At 36.4% G+C, this 19100-nt stretch carries 17 protein-coding genes; 13 read left to right on the top strand and 4 right to left on the bottom strand.

The window, feature by feature from the left end; translation table 11 throughout:
* Positions 1 to 119 precede the first annotated feature (119 nt).
* Positions 120 to 2312 (bottom strand): 4-alpha-glucanotransferase, encoded by a 2193-nt coding sequence (gene malQ, locus MT390_RS14660; protein WP_499441909.1) that lies wholly within the window; start codon positions 2310 to 2312, stop codon positions 120 to 122.
* Positions 2313 to 2615: 303 nt separating this feature from the next.
* Here malQ and MT390_RS14665 point away from each other — a divergent pair, with 303 nt between their 5' ends.
* From MT390_RS14665 to MT390_RS14720, 12 genes are all read left to right on the top strand, one after another.
* The gene (locus tag MT390_RS14665; protein WP_499441911.1) at positions 2616 to 3509 is read left to right on the top strand and encodes a D-hexose-6-phosphate mutarotase; all 894 of its coding nucleotides are present in this window, start codon (positions 2616 to 2618) and stop codon (positions 3507 to 3509) included.
* A 354-nt stretch (positions 3510 to 3863) separates the two neighbouring features.
* On the top strand, positions 3864 to 4856 hold the full coding sequence (gap, locus tag MT390_RS14670) for a type I glyceraldehyde-3-phosphate dehydrogenase (protein ID WP_166372481.1): 993 nt from the start codon (positions 3864 to 3866) through the stop codon (positions 4854 to 4856).
* Positions 4857 to 5735: 879 nt separating this feature from the next.
* A complete protein-coding gene (sbcB, locus tag MT390_RS14675) occupies positions 5736 to 7166 on the top strand; it encodes an exodeoxyribonuclease I (protein ID WP_166372480.1) in 1431 nt (476 codons plus the stop codon).
* Between the two features lie 95 nt (positions 7167 to 7261).
* Positions 7262 to 7846 (top strand): hypothetical protein, encoded by a 585-nt coding sequence (locus tag MT390_RS14680; RefSeq protein WP_499441913.1) that lies wholly within the window; start codon positions 7262 to 7264, stop codon positions 7844 to 7846.
* A 136-nt stretch (positions 7847 to 7982) separates the two neighbouring features.
* Positions 7983 to 8948, top strand: a complete 966-nt coding sequence (cysK, locus tag MT390_RS14685; protein WP_499441914.1) for a cysteine synthase A — start codon at positions 7983 to 7985, stop codon at positions 8946 to 8948.
* A gap of 403 nt (positions 8949 to 9351) precedes the next feature.
* Positions 9352 to 9609 carry an HPr family phosphocarrier protein gene (locus tag MT390_RS14690; protein WP_113818788.1) on the top strand — a complete coding sequence of 86 codons (258 nt, stop codon included), beginning with the start codon at positions 9352 to 9354 and terminating at the stop codon, positions 9607 to 9609.
* Positions 9610 to 9660: 51 nt separating this feature from the next.
* Entirely contained in the window at positions 9661 to 11382 is a 1722-nt protein-coding gene (gene ptsI, locus MT390_RS14695) for a phosphoenolpyruvate-protein phosphotransferase PtsI (RefSeq protein ID WP_499441915.1), read from the top strand.
* A gap of 70 nt (positions 11383 to 11452) precedes the next feature.
* Entirely contained in the window at positions 11453 to 11962 is a 510-nt protein-coding gene (gene crr, locus MT390_RS14700) for a PTS glucose transporter subunit IIA (protein WP_028867124.1), read from the top strand.
* 263 nt (positions 11963 to 12225) lie between these two features.
* A complete protein-coding gene (locus MT390_RS14705; RefSeq protein WP_499441916.1) occupies positions 12226 to 12576 on the top strand; it encodes an ArsC family reductase in 351 nt (116 codons plus the stop codon).
* A gap of 9 nt (positions 12577 to 12585) precedes the next feature.
* Complete coding sequence (gene dapE / locus MT390_RS14710) at positions 12586 to 13719, top strand: succinyl-diaminopimelate desuccinylase (protein ID WP_166372475.1); 1134 nt, start codon at positions 12586 to 12588, stop codon at positions 13717 to 13719.
* A 20-nt stretch (positions 13720 to 13739) separates the two neighbouring features.
* Complete coding sequence (locus MT390_RS14715) at positions 13740 to 14402, top strand: M15 family metallopeptidase (protein ID WP_499441918.1); 663 nt, start codon at positions 13740 to 13742, stop codon at positions 14400 to 14402.
* A gap of 21 nt (positions 14403 to 14423) precedes the next feature.
* Positions 14424 to 14810 carry a PilZ domain-containing protein gene (locus tag MT390_RS14720; RefSeq protein ID WP_299664868.1) on the top strand — a complete coding sequence of 129 codons (387 nt, stop codon included), beginning with the start codon at positions 14424 to 14426 and terminating at the stop codon, positions 14808 to 14810.
* A gap of 282 nt (positions 14811 to 15092) precedes the next feature.
* Here the strand turns inward: MT390_RS14720 and MT390_RS14725 are convergent, their stop codons facing one another.
* Complete coding sequence (locus MT390_RS14725) at positions 15093 to 15575, bottom strand: YajQ family cyclic di-GMP-binding protein (protein WP_166372472.1); 483 nt, start codon at positions 15573 to 15575, stop codon at positions 15093 to 15095.
* 243 nt (positions 15576 to 15818) lie between these two features.
* Between MT390_RS14725 and MT390_RS14730 the strand changes: the two genes are divergently transcribed.
* Positions 15819 to 16793, top strand: coding sequence for a ketopantoate reductase family protein (locus MT390_RS14730; protein WP_499441919.1), 975 nt, complete (start codon positions 15819 to 15821; stop codon positions 16791 to 16793).
* Here the strand turns inward: MT390_RS14730 and MT390_RS14735 are convergent.
* Both MT390_RS14735 and MT390_RS14740 read right to left on the bottom strand, forming a co-directional pair.
* A complete protein-coding gene (locus tag MT390_RS14735; RefSeq protein WP_499441921.1) occupies positions 16747 to 17754 on the bottom strand; it encodes an LPP20 family lipoprotein in 1008 nt (335 codons plus the stop codon). The genes MT390_RS14730 and MT390_RS14735 overlap by 47 nt on opposite strands.
* Before the next feature lie 93 nt (positions 17755 to 17847).
* The gene (locus MT390_RS14740; RefSeq protein ID WP_499441922.1) at positions 17848 to 19092 is read right to left on the bottom strand and encodes a COG3014 family protein; all 1245 of its coding nucleotides are present in this window, start codon (positions 19090 to 19092) and stop codon (positions 17848 to 17850) included.
* Positions 19093 to 19100 lie beyond the last annotated feature (8 nt).

The following is a 19100-nucleotide window of genomic DNA, read 5'->3' on the forward strand; positions in this document are numbered from 1 at the left end:
AACTGCTTTTTGATCAGATGTTGCTTTTACCGGTGATTTCTTTGGTGACACTTTCTTTGACGTTGTTTTTTTAGTCATTTTAAATACCTAATCCGAAGTTTATTTAGCCTAATGTCTGATTATTTAGATCTTGCTTCTGTCAAATCTTTCAATAGGCACTGAATAGCTGAGTCAGCAAAAATAGCGTCTAAATTTTTAGATAATTTCCGTTGCCAGTTTTTATATTCATCGCTTGTGCCAGGCACATTAACTGGTTGATCCATTTCTAAAAAATCTTCTAGCTGCAAACTTAACAATGAAGCACTGCCCGCCGCAAGGTGTTTTTGTAACGCAAAGTTCAATACTTGATCCATGCCAGTAGTATTGGCGTCTCGGTTGTAATTTTCAGGTAAACTACCATGCCCATGTAAGCTATCGAGAATCTGTTGCTTGCACTCTACACGGTCACGAAATAGCTTTTCCAACACAGCGGGGTCTGGATATAAACCTAAACTTTTGCCTAAATACAGATCTTCACAATGCCAATATCCTTTAATTGTCGGCATATCATGGGTTGATAACGTAGCCATCGCCTGTTGAATATAATGGGATGGGGATAGAAAACCGCCATCTTCAGCTTGCTCAAAGAAAAACACTTTATAAGAATAAACGCCGGCTTCTTTAAGTAGTTCATCCATACCATCAGGAACGGTCCCTAAATCTTCACCAATAACTAGACATTGATTACGCACACTTTCTAATGCCAATAAATTTAACATGTCATAAATATTGTAATAAATATAAGCACCACAACCAGCAGGTGCACCTTCAGGAACCCACCAAAGTCTTAATAGAGCCATCACATGGTCAATACGTAATGCGCCACAATGACTCATATTTGATTGTAGTAATTCAATAAAAGGTTGATAGCCAGTTTCATATAACTTATCTGGAGATAGAGGAGGTAGTCCCCAACTTTGACCTAAAGGACCTAAAATATCAGGTGGCGCACCAATACTAATATTTTCATAATAAAGTTCATGATTAGCCCATATTTCACTGCTATTCTTACTCACGCCAACGGCCAGATCACGATAAATACCTAGAGTCATGCCTAATGATTTTGCAAGTTCATCAGCTTCTGCTAATTGCGTTTCTGTGAGCCATTGGCAATAACACCAAAATAAAATTTCAGCTTCATTTTCTAAGCACCATTGTTGGGTTTCAGGTGTAGCGAATGATTGAAAACCTTCCGGCCATACAGGCCATCCCCAAGCTTGCTCGTTTTCAGCCAAAAACTTAAACTGCAGAGCATCGAAAGCAGCTTGCTGCTTTAATGAATCGCCCTTTTCTTCTACAAACTTATTAAGTGCCTGCAAACGTAGATTATTTACCGATTGTCCATCATTTAAGGTTGCAAACAAGTCTCGTAATGCACTCAATTTTAATGCAGTAACATTCTCGTAATCTACCCATTCAGTCGCTCGCAGCGAACTTAATTGTTGCTGAAAATCACTGGTTGCTAATTTATCTTTTAACGTTTTGCAATGTTCAAATTCAGGAACCGCATGAATATCGGTATAAAGGATATTTAACCACTTACGTGATGAAGGACTGTAGGGACTCGCATTGTTAGGTTGTGCAGGGCTAAGCGCATGGATTGGGTTTAAGCCGATAAAGTCGCCACCGCTTTGTGCTGTTTTAGTCAATAATGACTTCAAGTCTGAGAAATCACCAATCCCCCAGTTATTTTGACTTTTCAAACAATATAGTTGAACACTCGTGCCCCATAGTTTTTTACCTTCTTGCATCGCCTTCGGCGTAAAACAAGCACTTGGAGTAATAATTAAAGCCATATTAGCTAATGGTTCATCATTACCCTGTTCCAATAAATTGAGTTGATGATAACCGATGGCTAACTCAGTGGGTAAAGTAACTTGATATAGTTGAAATTCAACATCACCTATATCTTTATTACCTAATAGTGGGAAATCTGTTGCAGTAATTGTTGTATCTATTTGTTGACCATCTTCCATGATGATTCTGTAAATAAGAGGATCGGTAACAAAATCAATAGGCAGATGCACCTCAAGTTGATATTCCGATGCCTGCTGTTGCACTGATACAGGAGCGAGTAGTCTCAACCAATGTTGTGTTTCTTGTTCTTCATAATGTGCAGATAGTGCTTGCTCATCCGAAGCATCAAACCCCATATGATTGATAATATTTTTAATACTTTCATCAAGAACAGTTGCAGGCGCTCCCCACGCATCAACAAAATTTGGATCAATCCCTTTCAATTGCATAAACGACTCTAATGCAGAACTATTCATAAAACACCTATGTATGGTTAATTTATCGCTAGATTTTAATATTAAAAATGAATGTGTAACAAAATAGATAAAATTTATAACGAATTCATCAGTGGATAATAACTTAATCAAATAGTTATTTTACTAAAAATATTAAATCTTATGCATGTTTATAATTTACTTTTCAAAACCATATCAAAATTTGTTTCACTTTTATATTAACAAGCTTCGCAAATGATTTAGCTCACTAATTTAAATAAACAATATAGTAGAATGAATAAAACATAACTGAACTTCATACAATTCATGACATAGGGAACAAAAATGATTTCACATTTGAGACTTAACACAACAAAAACTCTCTCTGAACAGGTTTCACTTCAAGTGGACAGTAAAGGCTTTGAGTTTATTATTATTAATCACCCCAAATTTGATGCTGCATTTACCTTACATGGCGCACATTTGATTCACTTCCAAGCAAAACAGCAAGCACCGCTTATTTATTTAAGCAAAACGGCTTTGTTTGATGATAAAAAAGCAATTCGTGGTGGTGTGCCTGTTTGTTGGCCTTGGTTTGGTAATACCGAAGAAAGCCTTAGCAAAAAATTACCAGGGCATGGCTTTGCTCGTACCAGCAAGTGGGCTGTATCAATTATCGATGAGACATCCGATGCAATTGACCTTGAATTCACACTATCAGCTAATGAAGTAACTAAAGCGATTTGGGATCATGATTTTACATTAACGTTGAAAGCTTCTTTGTCTGACCACGTTGAACTGTCACTAATTACCCAAAATACCGGTACCGATACTTTCAAGTATGGTGGTGCTTTGCACTCTTACTTATGTGTTGCTGATATCACTCAATGTACTATTGATGGTTTAGCATCGACTTATTCTGATTCCTTAGATGAAGGAAAACAGAAGAATGCAGAAAAAACATTACCTATAGATGGTCCTATTGATTCAATTTATGCAATCAACGAAGGTGATGTTATTGTTAATGACGCAAATAATGAACGTAAAATAATAGTGACTAACACCGGTAATGACTCTGTGGTAGTTTGGAATCCGTGGATAAAAGGTGCAATTGCATTTGCTGATATGCCAGATGATGGTTACCAAACAATGATGTGTATTGAATCAGCAATTACTTCAAAACAAGGTGTATTAGTTGAATCAGGGCAATCTCACACACTAAAAACCGTGATTAAATAACGCACTGTTATTCATAAAATGAAATTTACTAACAAAAAAAGAATAAAAAGCACCAATATAGTGAAATAAAAGTAATCATATTATTACAGTTAGGTATTGACTTATTGAAATCGCACTTTAATCATGGTTTTTCTTTATTTTCTCTAGAATTGCCCTTAATATGCTCGTGTAATTTAATTACTGTGATACCAGTTCAAAAAAACACACTAATTTTTAATTAAATACTTTAAAAGGTTTAATCAAACAAAAAATGTGTTTTCAGAGCTTATAACTTGACTAACATCAAGTCGTTGGCGTTTTTGACGCTTATAATGATGACAAGTTTAAAATCAAACCTCCATAAGGAACAATAAAATGACAATTAAAGTAGGTATTAACGGCTTCGGTCGTATCGGCCGTTTCGTATTCCGTGCATCATGTGAACGTGATGATATTCAAGTTGTTGCAATCAATGACTTAATCGACGTTGAATACATGGCTTACATGCTTAAATATGACTCAACTCACGGACGTTTCAACGGTACTGTTGAAGTTAAAGACGGTAACCTAATCGTAAATGGTAACACTGTACGTGTAACTGCAGAGCGTAACCCTGAAGATCTAAAATGGGATGCTGCTGGCGTTGACGTAGTAGCTGAAGCAACTGGTCTTTTCCTTACTGACGAAACAGCTCGTAAGCACATTACTGCTGGCGCTAAAAAAGTTGTTTTAACTGGTCCTTCTGGTGACGTACCAATGTTCGTTAACGGTGTAAACTTTGCAGCTTACGCTGGTCAAGATATCGTTTCTAACGCTTCTTGTACTACTAACTGTTTAGCACCTGTTGCTAAAGTACTTAACGACAAATGGGGCATTGAATCTGGTCTAATGACGACTGTTCATGCAACAACTGCTACTCAAAAAACTGTTGACGGTCCTTCAATGAAAGACTGGCGCGGTGGTCGTGGTGCTTCTCAAAACATCATTCCATCTTCAACTGGTGCAGCTAAAGCTGTAGGTAAAGTTCTTCCAGAACTAAACGGTCTTCTAACAGGTATGGCTTTCCGTGTACCAACTGCTAACGTTTCTGTTGTTGACTTAACTGTTAACCTTAAAACAGCTGCTACATACGAAGAAATTTGTGCTGCAATGAAAGCTGCTTCTGAAGGCGAAATGGCTGGTGTTCTTGGTTACACTGAAGATGCTGTTGTTTCAACTGACTTCAATGGTGAAACATTGACTTCAATCTTCGACGCTAAAGCTGGTGTTGCACTAACTGACAAATTCGTTAAAGTTGTATCTTGGTACGATAACGAAATCGGTTACTCAAATAAAGTTCTAGACTTAATCGCTCTTATCTCTAAATAAGTTTGTTTAAATAGAATTTATAAAAGCCTGCCTAGTGCAGGTTTTTTTGTATCTGTAATTTATGTTAAAGCTAACTTCTTGTAGTTGGATCTTGCTCCGATTACGAAATCTAACGGTTTAACATTACATAAAAACAAAGTTCTAAACCTAATCTCACTCCTATAGCAAATGACGCTAAATAAGTTTAATTAGTTAGCATTATAAAGCCTACCTAGTGCAGCTTTTTGTATCTGTAATAGTATTAAAAACTAGTTAAAGCTAACCCTCGGTACGATAACCAAAGCAGTTACTCAAGCAAAGTGCCAGATCTAATTTCAACTCTATATGTAAATACGCTAAATACTCGCTACAAAATTTACGGGATATAATCGTGCTTTTATCGTTTAAAGTTGCTTTTTTTTATCTCTAAATCTAAGTCGTTATTGACGACTAATTCTTGAAATGAACGCATTTAACTTATTCTTAGAATAAAAAATCACTCGAATGACATTCATGACACATTACTGTTTACCCATTATTAAAATGTTTTACATGAAGAAAAACATTTAAAAAGACAAGTTATTTTTAGTGCTTTAGTAACCAAACTGTAATTAATACACTAAAAGATGAAAGTGAGACCATCTAAAGCAACATAAAAATAACATTGAGCAACATTCAATAACATCTAACAACGTCCAATAACAGAACAGTCACTTTTTAGATCAATTCTCACGATTCATCAACAAAACCTTCATATACAAAGAGCATCAGCTTAATTGTATTGAAAAATTATGATTGTTTCGTAAATACTTATTATTCAACCGCATTAAGTTCAATTGATTCGCTTTTTAGGATCAAATTAGCCACAATATAACAACTGAACATTTTGGATATAAGAATATGAATCAAGCATCTCCAAGCCTTTTTTGGCACGATTATGAAACATTTGGATTGAACCCTGGCACTGACCGCCCTTCTCAATTTGCAGGAATTCGAACGGATCTTGATTTAAATATTATTTCAGAACCTTACGAGTGGTATTGCCGCCCACCGAATGATTATTTACCTGCACCAGAGGCCTGTTTAGTGACAGGAATAACGCCTCAACATGCTTTACAACATGGTGAATTTGAAAATCAATTTATATTCAACATATTGCAACAATTCCAACAACCCCAAACCTGTGTTGTTGGTTACAACAATATTCGTTTTGATGATGAAGTTACACGCTTTACTTTGTACCGAAATTTTCACGATCCTTACCAAAGAGAGTGGCAAAATGGCTGTTCGCGTTGGGATATTATCGACATGGTACGCGCATGTTATGCCCTTAGGCCGGAAGGTATTGAGTGGGTATTTGATGACAATGATGCACCAAGCTTTAGATTAGAGTTATTAACTAAAGCAAATGAGATAACTCATCAACAAGCACATGATGCAATGTCTGATGTTTATGCCACGATTGCGATGGCAAAACTGATCAAGGACACGCACCCTAAATTATACGAATATTGTTATAGCCTGAGACAAAAAAATAAAGTTTTAGAACAACTTAAGCTCGGTACTTTTACACCATTAGTGCATATTTCCGGCATGTTTTCTGCGCTACAGGGTTGTTGTTCTTATATTCTTCCGATCGCGCAACATCCGACAAATAACAATGCGGTTATTGTGCTTGATTTAAATAAAGATCTTTCACAGTTGGCTGCTTTAACGGTAGAACAATTACAAACCTATTTATATACCGCTACGGATGATTTACCTGAAGGTATTAATAGACCTCCTATAAAGCTTATTCATATTAATAAATGTCCAATCGTTGCTAGTGCAAAAACATTAACCGCAGAAAGAGCTAAAGAATTGGGTGTCGATGCTAAACAATGTCGCCTTTCTATGGACTTTTTCTCGGCAAACAGACAGCTAGTAGAGAAGCTGATATCAGTATTTAATACTGATGCCAAAATTAATAAGGAACAGCAGCCAGAGCAAAAACTCTATTCTGGTGGTTTTCCAACGGCTAATGATAAACAACAAGCAAAAACGATTTGTGCTCTTTCTCCACAGCAAATAATCAATCATGAAGTTAATTTTGACGATCCTAACTTGGCTACACTTTGGTGGCGATATAAAGCGAGAAATTATCCTCAAACGCTGACGATTGAAGAGCAACAAAAGTGGGCTAGACATAGAGAAGCTTATCTGATTGATCATACTAATGACTATGTAGAACGTCTTAATATCTTGGCGATCGAGCATCAACATAGTGCTGAAAAGATAGAGATCTTACAAAAACTGGGACATTATCTAGAGTTTTTGAATGAAAATGGTTAAAAAATAACAAAATTACTCTACAATTAATGATTAACAGCAAAGTGCTGCAATTGTCATACTAGGATTAAGAAGATCAAGGAGCGATCAAGTTGAGTATGTGGTCTGGATTAAAGTTACCTTCAGTAAAATTAACAATATTGGTGCTAAGTTACTTAGTCACTCCAAGTGTTAGTTTTGCTCAAGATAATAACCAAAATCAACTACAACTGGATTACCAGTTAAGCATGAAAAAAGTTAATTTTTTGGAGAAGCCCTTCTCTTCATTTTATTATATTTCAGAAGCAACTTATCACTACCTCGATTCTGCATTCAATGGTTTTTATCAACGCATAACTTTCGACACTTCTATCAAAGACAGTACCTTTAAAAAAAGTAAACAATACGAAATAATTTCAGTTCCGTTCATTTCAAATAACAGCCAATTAGTTCAATTTGAGATATTTGGAAAGTTCTCTGATCCTAGTAACGATAATCATCGAGATATGTCACCAGGCCGTACTTTATATGAATATATTGAAAACTCCGAAGCCCTCGATATTTATAATAGTGAACTATCTCTTGGAGCCGGTATTAGCTTTCAAACATCCCCTTACAGTAAAATCAAAGTATTGATTTCTAATAGAAACCTACCAGGTTACGGTGCAAGCCAAGCTTTAATTGGTTTCGAATCACGCTTTTAACTTATCTTCCCCCTCTAAAATACAACTTATCTCAAAAACCTATATGGTATAACAAAATTTCACTTCCCCATTTACAAACATTAGATATGCTATCAAGAACTAATTATTAAATAACCCAACGGATAGGAACATCATTATGAGTAAGATTTTTAGCGATAATTCACAAACCATCGGTCATACGCCGTTAGTACGTTTAAACAATGTGACTACAGGTAATGTATTTGTAAAGGTTGAAAGTCGTAACCCAAGTTTCAGCGTTAAAGATCGCATCGGCGCTAACATGATTGATGCAGCGGAAAAAGATGGCACATTAACTAAAGGTGTTGAATTAGTTGAAGCAACAAGCGGTAATACTGGTATCGCACTTGCTTTTGTTGCAGCTGCACGTGGTTATAAAATCACACTAACAATGCCAAATACAATGAGTATTGAGCGTCGTAAATTATTAAAAGCATTAGGCGCAAACTTAGTATTGACTGAAGGCGCACTAGGCATGAAAGGCGCAATCAATAAAGCGGAAGAGCTAGCAGCATCAGCGCCAGGAAAATACTTAGTTTTACGCCAATTTGATAACCCCGCTAACCCGCAAATCCACGAACAAACGACTGGTCCTGAAATTTGGAATGATACAGACGGTGAAATAGATGTATTTGTAGCTGGTGTGGGTACTGGTGGTACGATTTCTGGCGTTAGTCGTTACATCAAAGAAACACAAGGCAAAGCAATTATTAGTGTGGCAGTAGAACCGACAGATTCACCGGTTATTTCTCAAACACTAGCTGGTGAAGAGATCAAACCGGGTCCACATAAAATACAAGGTATTGGCGCAGGATTTATTCCTAAAAACTTAGATATCTCATTAATTGATAGAGCTGAAGCGGTAAGCAATGAAGATGCAATCGCAATGGCTCGTCGTCTAATGGAAGAGGAAGGCATCCTAGCAGGTATTTCTTCAGGAGCAGCCGTTGTAGCCGCAGCACGTTTAGCTGCTCAACCAGAATTCAAAGATAAAAATATTGTTGTAATACTACCTAGTTCAGGTGAGCGTTATTTATCAACGGCGTTATTTGCAGGTCTATTTGACGGCGAAAACTTTGCATAAATCGTTACATATTGTGTAATTTTATAATTTTATAAAGGTACTTTTTAGTACCTTTTTTTTTACTTCCAATCCCCTAACAACTTACATAGACTAAAAAACATACAAACACACGTATAATAGCTTATTTTCATCACCTATTCAGAGAAAATCATTGACCTTATCTGTCTTATTTAGGATCATGAAATCCAATTTTTTAATTGTTATAATTACAAAAAGCTGAATAAAATTAACAGAAAAGTGAAAGTGAATATTTATTCAAACAAATATTGACCTATGTCTAAACTTTCTTATCGTTTTTTATGTTTAATCAGCTTGTTATTATAATTTACTTCAGCTAATAACTATTTTTTTAATGACATTAAATTAATTGTTATTACCATTTAAACTTAAATAAGGTGCTCTCATGTATCAAAAAACAGTAACTATCACTGCTCCAAATGGCCTTCATACTCGTCCTGCTGCACAATTTGTTAAGGAAGCAAAATCATTTGCATCTGACATTTCTGTTGAAGTTGGCAGCAAGTCTGCAAGTGCTAAAAGCCTTTTCAAACTACAAACTTTAGGTTTAACTCAAGGTACATCTGTAAACATCAAAGCTGAAGGCGCAGACGAACAAAAAGCTGTTGATACTTTAGTTGAATTAATGGCAACTTTAGTTTAATTCAAAACATCTTTTATTAGATCAAATTCAGTAGTTTTTTAAGGATAGGTTATGATATCTGGCATACTTGCATCCCCTGGTATTACGTTTGCAAAAGCGTTGTTATTACAAGAAGACGAAATTTCTCTCAATACTGAGAAAGTAGACAATATTGAACACGAAATTACTCGATTTGTTGATGGCCGAGCAAAAACTTCAGCTCAACTAGAAATAGTCAAGCAAAAAGCGCTTGAAACATTTGGTGAAGAGAAAGAAGCTATCTTTGAAGGGCATATAATGCTCCTTGAAGACGAAGAGCTTGAAGAAGATATCATCGCCTATATGAAAAAAAATAAGTGCACAGCTGATTTCGCAATCAACTCGATTGTGGAAGAGAATGCACAAATGTTACAAGAATTAGATGACCCATATTTACGTGAACGTGCTGCGGATTTCCGTGATATCGGCAATCGTTTACTTAAAAATGTATTAGGCATTGAATTAGTTAATTTAAGTGATATCGCTGAAGAAGTAATTTTAGTCGCTAATGACTTAACGCCTTCTGAGACAGCACAGATTAATCTTGATAAAGTATTAGGTTTTATCACTGATATCGGTGGCCGTACCTCACACACATCAATTATGGCACGTTCATTAGAAATTCCAGCGATTGTTGGTACTAATGATATTACAAAATGTGTGAAAAATGGTGACATGATTATTCTTGATGCCTTGAATAATAAAATCATTATTAATCCAAATAAAACACAATTGGCTGAAGCTAAATTGGTACGTGATGCCTTCTTAGAAGAAAAAGCTGAACTTGCTAAATTAAAAGACTTACCTGCTATGACTTTAGATGGTCATCAAGTAGAAGTAGGGTCAAATGTTGGTTCGGTAAAAGATACCGATGGCGCTAAACGAAATGGCGCTGAATGTGTTGGTTTATACCGCACAGAATTTTTATTCATGGACCGCGATCAACTACCTACTGAAGATGAGCAATTTGTTGCTTATAAAGATGTAGTTGAAGCAATGGAAGGCAAACCTTGTATTATCCGTACTATGGATATTGGTGGTGATAAGGACTTACCTTACCTAAATCTTCCTGCTGAATTAAACCCATTCTTAGGATGGCGTGCAATTCGAATTTGTTTCGACCGCCCTGAAATAATGAACCCACAATTACGTGCCCTACTTCGTGCTTCTGCATTTGGTAAGATCCGTATCATGTTCCCGATGATCATTTCAGTAGAAGAAGTTCGCAAGCTAAAAGATATTTTAGAATTGTTGAAAACAGAATTGCGTGATGAAAATCTTGCCTTTGATGAAGAAATTGAAATTGGCGTAATGATTGAGACACCTGCAGCAGCTGCGATTGCTCATCATTTAATTAAAGAAGTCGATTTCTTCAGTATCGGTACAAACGATTTAACACAATATACACTTGCTGTAGACCGTGGTAATGAACTAATTTCTGATTTATATAATCCACTTTCACCATCGGTGTTAACAATTATTAAGACCGTTATTGATGCTTCACATGCAGCAGGAAAATGGACGGGTATGTGTGGTGAATTAGCGGGTGACGAGCATGCAACACTATTGCTATTAGGTATGGGATTAGATGAGTTCTCTATGAGTGCTATCTCAATACCAACCGTGAAAAAAATTATTCGCAGCACTAATTTTGCTGATGCTAAAGAACTCGCTGATAAAGCCCTTTCAATGGCAACTGCTGCTGAAATTGAAGCCTTAGTTAACGATTTCAATCGAGCTAAAGGAATTAGTTAACTAATTCATTTTAAAGGTGATATAACATCACCTTTTATTGTACTTTATCAAATATTTGGAGTTTACTAATATGGGTTTTTTTGATTCTTTAAAAAAAGCAGTAACAGGCAATACACAAACAGCTAGTACTATTAATATCATTGCACCACTTTCAGGTGAAATTGTTGCTATTGAAGATGTGCCAGATGTTGTTTTTGCCGAAAAAATTGTTGGTGACGGTATTGCAATTCGCCCAACAGGCAACAAAATGGTTGCACCTTGTGACGGTGAAATTGGTAAAATTTTTGAAACAAACCACGCATTCTCATTAGAGTCAGATACGGGAATTGAGCTATTTGTTCACTTCGGTATTGATACAGTTGAGTTAAAAGGTGAAGGTTTCACTCGTATCGCTCAAGAAGGTCAAAAAGTTAAAGCCGGTGATACTATCATCGAATTTGATTTAGCTTTCTTAACTGCAAAAGCAAAATCAATTTTGACACCTGTTGTGATCTCAAATATGGATGAGATTAAAGAGCTACAAAAAATGTCTGGTACTGTTGAAGTAGCAACTGATGTAGTATTAAAAATAGTTAAATAATCTTTTTAATTATTTTGATATTCTCTTATTAAGAGTCGCTTAGGCGGCTCTTTTGTTATCTGCATCTCTTTAATTACTATCCATTATTAAACAACTGACCTTCTCAAATTTTGCTTAACGAGTCTTCGTAAACACCCATTGCCATTCAATATGCAAATATCATCCGCAGCATAGAAGGTATATTCACAGCTATATATTTTTCTTCTCCTTGCTTACTTGTTACAATCCCCTATCTTTTTTATTCTAATACTTAAGTGCTTCTTATGAATACAATAATGTACGGTATCCCAAATTGCGATACGATTAAAAAAGCCCAAAAATGGCTTAATGAAAATAATATCTCGTTTACTTTCCATGATTATCGTAAAGATGGTTTAGATAACCAATTACTAGAACAATTTTATCAACTAGCAAGTTGGGATCAATTGCTCAATAAGCGCAGTACTAGTTACCGAGTGTTAACCGAACAACAAAAAGAATCATTAAATGCCGAGACCATTAGTCCCTATTTTATTGAATCTCCAACATTGATTAAACGTCCATTAGTGATCCACAATAATGTGGCTATAGTCGGCTTTAATGCTAAGAACTATCAACAATTTTTTGCTGTATAAGGAAATACAATGACTCATTCCCCAGTGGTAAGCCTGTTACAGGATTTAATCAGCCGTCGTTCAGTCACACCTGAAGATGCAGGATGCCAAGACTTATTAATCGCACGTCTTGAAAAACTTGGTTTTGTCTGTGAAACCATGGAATTTGAAGATACGTTAAATCTATGGGCGAGAAGAGGAACTGAAGCTCCTTTATTTTGTTTTGCAGGACATACTGATGTAGTACCAACAGGTCCGGAAAGTAAATGGGCAACACCTCCATTTGAACCAACTATCATCGATGGTATGTTATATGGGCGTGGTGCTGCCGACATGAAAAGTGGTATTGCCTGCTTTATGTTAGGACTTGAAGCTTTCATTGAAGAACATCAAGACCATAAAGGTTCTATTGCATTGCTTATCACCAGTGATGAAGAAGGTCCGTTTATCAACGGAACAACGCGTGTTATTGATGTATTAGAAGCAAGAAATGAAAAAATTGATTACTGCATCGTTGGCGAGCCTTCAAGCACCAATCATGTTGGCGATATAATAAAAAATGGTCGACGTGGTTCGTTAACGGCAGATATTACCTTCAAAGGTACGCAGGGGCATGTTGCTTACCCACACCTAGTTAATAATCCAATTCACCTTGCGACGCCAACCTTAACTGAATTAGTACAAACAGAATGGGATAAAGGTAATCAATACTTCCCTGCGACTAGCTTTCAAATCACCAATTTCAACTCCGGCACAGGTGCCAGCAATGTTGTACCAGGTGATGCAGTTGTGCAGTGTAACTTCCGCTACTCAACAGAGTTAACAGCGGATATGATCACAGAGAAAGTAGAAAAGATCCTTAATAAAGCAGAATTTGAGTACGAAATACACTGGACCTATAACGGACAACCTTTCATCACTGAACCAGGATCGTTAACCGATGCAGTTGCACAAGCTATTTTAGCAACCAACGGTATCACCACTGAACTATCAACCAGTGGTGGAACATCTGACGCACGCTTTATTGCGCCGACAGGTGCACAAGTTGTTGAGTTAGGGCCTATTAATGCCACTATTCATAAAGTTAATGAATCAACCAATGTGCAACAACTTGATGAGCTTGTAGATATTTTTAAACTCACCTTGAAAAATTTATTAGCATGATCTCAAGGTCAATGACACCAATGCAGTTAACCGGACAGGTACAAACTCATCTTGTAGAGTTCGCACCTAACCGATTACTGCACAAACAAGTCATTGCTGATTTTTCTGCGCTCCAACAGGCGGCGAAACGTGATGGGTTTACATTACATATTGCCAGCGCGTTTCGTAGTTTTGAGCGTCAGTTACTTATTTGGAATAAAAAGTATGCAGGCCTCGCTCCTATTTTAGATGAACATGAAGTTGCCATACAGAGCGATAAGATCAGTGAAATAGACAAATTATACAAAATCTTACATTGGTCCGCACTACCTTCTGCCAGTCGTCACCATTGGGGTACGGATATAGATGTTTACGACCCCACTTTATTACCCGCTGAACAATCTTTACAACTGCAAAAAAGTGAATATTTAAACGGTGGTTACTTCTCAGAGCTAACCGAATGGCTGGGTAATAATATTGAACAATTTGGTTTTTATCGGCCTTATCAGCATGACCAAGGAGGTGTTGCACAAGAGCCTTGGCATATCAGTTACTTTCCATTGGCTGATGATTTTTTATCACAACTGGATTTAGATCTTATTTCCAACACCTTAAAGCAATATTCTATTCAAGGTGAATCGCTAATTCAGCAAGAGTTGCCTACCATATATAAACAATATATTTGTAATATAAACACACGGTAAGTATCCACTAAAGGAATAATCATGTCTGAACGTCGTAAATTTTCGCGTATAAACTTCCAATGCCATTGCTCACTCATTTTTGATCAAAAGATTGCTACACATGACTTTGATGCTTCACTGGTAGATATCTCACTTAATGGTGCATTAGTGGCTGTTACTGCCCTTTCACCCGATGTAAATCAACAACAGGTTCAGGTTAGTCTGACGCTTCAAGGATCTGACGTACAACTGCTGCTAAACGGCACAGTAAGTCATCAACAAGATCAACTATTAGGTATTCACTTTACTAAAATTGAGTTAGAAACAATGTCACATTTAAAGCGATTGATTGAGCTTAATTTAGGCGATCATGATGAAATGCACAGGGAATTCGAACAGTTGATTGAAATGCATATTGCTGAGAGTTAATCTATTCTCTATCTGTAAAAGTGACTGTTAATGATTTATCCTTAATAAGTTAGTAATGAGGAATGTTTAGTATGAGTAGCTAGTATGAATGTTTAGCCTAGTTGCCCATTCATACTTAACTTTTAATCGACTGCACTCAAGGAATAAAGGGCAGAGGATAAACTTGCAAAGCATAAGAGCTCAGAGGATCAAATTGCAAAGCATAAGAGTAAGAGGGTATAAGCTCAAAGCAGTAAACTAAACACCATTAAATTGCTTAATTCACTGCTTAATCAATAAAAGTTAGTCTTTAAAGTTATTAAATTGAAAGCCCATTCCTAGGTCACATTCTTTTACCAAACGCATTGCTTGTTGTAAATCATCACGTTTTTTACCCGTAACTCTTAGCTGTTCACCTTGGATAGAAACCTGCACTTTAATTTTACTGTCTTTAATTAATTTAACTAATTTCTTTGCGGTAGGTTGGTCAACCCCTACTTTAAACTTAACCGTTTGAGACCAAAATTTACCCGATTGGTCACATTTTTCAGGGTCCATCGCACGCGTGTCTACATTACGCTTAACTAAATTAGCACGTAACATGTCGCGTAATGAATTAATTTGCATTTCCGCTTCAGCTTCTAATTTCACAACTTCTTTATTTAGCGTTATAGATGCTTTTACACCACGAAAATCGAAACGAGTACCGAGTTCGCGACTGGTATTATCGACGGCATTTTTAACTTCCACTAAATCAACTTCTGAAACGATATCAAATGAAGGCATTTTTGTTCCTTAATAAACAATTAAAATAATTAATAGTAAATTTACCAGAAAACCTCGCTAGCATCTATCTCCCTACTGGACTTTGTTAGGTATCTCTTAGGTTGATATCATCCCTTAGACTTAAAGGTACTCTCTGAATCATTTTTTAATCAACTATTGAGTTTTGTACAAGGCTGATTAGTAACGGGTATAATAAGATAAAGTAAGCATAAAATAATGACATGATAGAGGTAAGGGACAAGTATGATTCAAATTATTGGTGCAGGTGCAATTGGCTGCTTATGGCTGGCAAAATTACAACAGTCAGGCAGTGTTTGTCACCTTGTATGTAGGTCAAAAACCACCAAATCAATCTTACAGTTTACCAATTTATCTGGTCAGCAAAGTTTACTCACTATTTCTGTAAGCCAAAAGGTATTAAATACAAGCACAGAGCAAAAAAACAGTACTATTGTGGTTTGTGTCAAAGCACAGCACGTTGTCTCTGCTTTATTAGCACAGCAAAAATATATAGATATAAAACAAACACTTATTCTAATGCATAATGGCTACGGTTGTGCAGAACAAGTACGGAAACACTTCCCCGACAATCCAATCATTTGTGCGACTACAGCAAATGCAAGTTTAGTTAATGCGCCATTGAATGTTATGCACACTGGTATGGGCCCTACTTACCTAGGCGCTTTTATAGATTCAGCTGAAATGGAGGAACTGACAGAGGAAGATAAAGAATCACCAACACAATTACATCATTTTTTAAAGCCCGTTATTGAGCCACTGCAACAGGCAATGCCAGAAGTATATTGGAGTGAAGACATTGTAAAAAAATGTTGGCTAAAGCTGGTCATCAATGCTGTTATTAACCCCCTCACGGCAATTCACCAAATACAAAATGGACAATTGCAATCACCTGAATATGCTGTCGTTATTCAACCTTTAATTTCAGAAATCTTTGCCATTGCAGAAGCAGAGCATATTGATTTTGAATTACTCGTTTTACAGCAAAATATAGCTCAAGTGATCCTAGCTACAGCAAAAAACTTTTCATCAATGAATCGAGATATTTTTTATCACCGCCCCACTGAAATCGAATTTATTAATGGTTATTTAATAAAAAAGGCACAACAACATAACATTGAGGTGCCTCTTTTACTTGAGTTATACAATAAAGTTAAAGTGTTGGAGAATCACTCAGCAATTGCTGAAGATAAGTATTAATACTCTCGTTTAACTTATCTCTCAAACGCAGTTCCAATAACTCTGGCTGCTGCGCAGACACTTTAATAGGCCAACGTTTACGACTGATCACTTTACCATTTTCTGAAAAACTCAATTCATAACTACCACGTAGCCAGTACCACTGTTCAAGACGCGTTGGTTTAGTCACATCAATCGAGCTTGATAATTGTAAAGCGGACGTATCAACAACTTTCACACCCAATGTTGATAGTCCTGCTTGTAATAAACTGATATCTGTCTCGCTATCTTCGGCAACACTAACTTCTAAAGAAGCTAAGTTATTACGTATTAACTGTTCAATGTCTTGACTAGAAACTTCATTAGGAATGCCGCGTCCTCTAATATAGGCTAACTGTAAATCAGCCATTTTTCGAGAAACTTGCAGATCTCTCGCATTACGTAATGCGTTAACGGCTAAAATAGAATTAGGTGCGGTGTTTTGACTATAATCTATGAGCTTGAGAGCCTCTTGATCCGCTTCCATAATTGTTTCTGTCAGGTTTTGCGCGGCACTAATTTTATGTAACACAGCTAACGCATAATATTCACCACTTTGGCTCAACCAAGTCTCTTTTATTTCAACGCCTGCAATGGCTTGATTCGTCTTCGTCGCAATATTACGTTGTAAGCTGCTCGAACTCTCCATGGTGACACCTAAAGCGCTTTCATTTTTGATTGCCTCGGTCAATGTATGTGTTTCAGCTTTAACATTAACGGAAAATATTTCGACTAAATTAGCAACCGCATTTTTACCTGCAAGTGTTCTACTCGATGCCTGTCCCACAGCCGTTAAATAGACATTACTAGGATAAGTTGTTTGGGCATGGTCAATCCAATCCGGTCGTTGCTTTTTATCTTGTTCAATATCACTCGATGATGAACAAGCAGAAATTAACAATATTGATAATAAAATAGGTAACGAGAAGGTTATTTTGTTCATAAAAACTCCATAAAATTTAATCGGTAAAAACGTATGAATAAAAATTTGATTCTATTCTACGAGCTGCAATGTATTCTTTATTATGTATTTTAATCATTGCTCATAATGGAACACTTTATCGGATAATCCTGTACTTAAAATGACATGCTGATTTGGGGCAGCTAATTCCACTACACTATCCCCTTGATGATTGGTTGATACAACAATATTATCAGCATCTGTTTCTAGATAACTAAACTGTATGGTTGCAGGTAACATATTCCAACTTCTCAAATCCGCTACCTCACTAAATATCGTCGCTAAGTTTACTAATAGCCCCAAGATTGGATCTTTATCCTGTGCTTCCTTAACCAATTGATATTTAGAAATAGCACGCGTCGTGGTTAACAATAAAATGGAGGGATATTCTTTATCTAAATCTTCTCGTACTAGCTTATCTACATTTTCTACTACTTCACTGTTGATTTGCTGCTTATCATCATTAATTTGATTGTGCTGAGGTCTGCGCTGAACACTTGCGTAAGCTGGCATTGAAACTCTGACAATTTGCTTCCCATTAAAACTAGGAACCGCGAGACTTTGTTGCACCTTATTTGAAACCACCCCGTCAAAATAAAGACCGAAGACTTGGTGCTTTTTCTGCTTTATTTGCTTTAGTTTATTCAGTGCTGGATATTGTTGACTGTAATATTGGTATTGAGTGTCATTGCCCATTTTATCACTCATGCGCAATAGGCCTAATTTCAATCCTTTAGGTAAGCTTATGTTACGTTCCTTGAGTATTTTTTCTGCCAATTGGTAACTAATAAATGCATTAGAACGTTCATCCAACAACTCATAGATAATTGCAGACAACAAATGAGTACTGGCTAATTGACCATTCAATTGATCATTTTCAGCCAGCTTTTTCATTGCTACATCTGCTTGTAACATTTCAACACGTGCATCATCGATGCTGTTGTTAAATAAGTAACCCAATGCCAACATGTTATGCACCATTACACGATCAGTAGGATAACCGCTGTAACGCCTGAACGTTTCATTAACAGTGCCCGCAGCAACATTCTCCGAAATAGAGGTTGCTTGCAATGAAAGCATTTCATTTTTTGCTTTTAATAAAGAATCGATTGATAGTTCAAACTCACCGGAAAGTAACTGTAAATAACCTAGATTCAAATAGTACTGAGCAAAATCTGATTGATCAGGCTCTGTCTCACTAAGTATCGAGAGGATCTTTTCTGGGGGTTCTTGTTGAAGTTGGTTGGCCAGTTTAATATTGTTATGTTGAGCTGCGCAGCCCGATAATAAGCATAAAAGAACAAACATTATTTTGTGCATAAAGAGAC

Source organism: Vibrio sp. 2-Bac 85 (genome assembly GCF_037546705.1).
Lineage (GTDB): Bacteria > Pseudomonadota > Gammaproteobacteria > Enterobacterales > Psychromonadaceae > Psychromonas.

What these genes read in the sequence shown, in the direction of transcription:
- malQ (WP_499441909.1), bottom strand. Translation starts at nt 2,312, where the DNA reads ATGAATAGTTCTGCATTAGAGTCGTTTATGCAATTGAAAGGGATTGAT.
- MT390_RS14665 (WP_499441911.1), top strand. Translation starts at nt 2,616, where the DNA reads ATGATTTCACATTTGAGACTTAACACAACAAAAACTCTCTCTGAACAG.
- gap (WP_166372481.1), top strand. Translation starts at nt 3,864, where the DNA reads ATGACAATTAAAGTAGGTATTAACGGCTTCGGTCGTATCGGCCGTTTC.
- sbcB (WP_166372480.1), top strand. Translation starts at nt 5,736, where the DNA reads ATGAATCAAGCATCTCCAAGCCTTTTTTGGCACGATTATGAAACATTT.
- MT390_RS14680 (WP_499441913.1), top strand. Translation starts at nt 7,262, where the DNA reads ATGTGGTCTGGATTAAAGTTACCTTCAGTAAAATTAACAATATTGGTG.
- cysK (WP_499441914.1), top strand. Translation starts at nt 7,983, where the DNA reads ATGAGTAAGATTTTTAGCGATAATTCACAAACCATCGGTCATACGCCG.
- MT390_RS14690 (WP_113818788.1), top strand. Translation starts at nt 9,352, where the DNA reads ATGTATCAAAAAACAGTAACTATCACTGCTCCAAATGGCCTTCATACT.
- ptsI (WP_499441915.1), top strand. Translation starts at nt 9,661, where the DNA reads ATGATATCTGGCATACTTGCATCCCCTGGTATTACGTTTGCAAAAGCG.
- crr (WP_028867124.1), top strand. Translation starts at nt 11,453, where the DNA reads ATGGGTTTTTTTGATTCTTTAAAAAAAGCAGTAACAGGCAATACACAA.
- MT390_RS14705 (WP_499441916.1), top strand. Translation starts at nt 12,226, where the DNA reads ATGAATACAATAATGTACGGTATCCCAAATTGCGATACGATTAAAAAA.
- dapE (WP_166372475.1), top strand. Translation starts at nt 12,586, where the DNA reads ATGACTCATTCCCCAGTGGTAAGCCTGTTACAGGATTTAATCAGCCGT.
- MT390_RS14715 (WP_499441918.1), top strand. Translation starts at nt 13,740, where the DNA reads ATGCAGTTAACCGGACAGGTACAAACTCATCTTGTAGAGTTCGCACCT.
- MT390_RS14720 (WP_299664868.1), top strand. Translation starts at nt 14,424, where the DNA reads ATGTCTGAACGTCGTAAATTTTCGCGTATAAACTTCCAATGCCATTGC.
- MT390_RS14725 (WP_166372472.1), bottom strand. Translation starts at nt 15,575, where the DNA reads ATGCCTTCATTTGATATCGTTTCAGAAGTTGATTTAGTGGAAGTTAAA.
- MT390_RS14730 (WP_499441919.1), top strand. Translation starts at nt 15,819, where the DNA reads ATGATTCAAATTATTGGTGCAGGTGCAATTGGCTGCTTATGGCTGGCA.
- MT390_RS14735 (WP_499441921.1), bottom strand. Translation starts at nt 17,754, where the DNA reads ATGAACAAAATAACCTTCTCGTTACCTATTTTATTATCAATATTGTTA.
- MT390_RS14740 (WP_499441922.1), bottom strand. Translation starts at nt 19,092, where the DNA reads ATGCACAAAATAATGTTTGTTCTTTTATGCTTATTATCGGGCTGCGCA.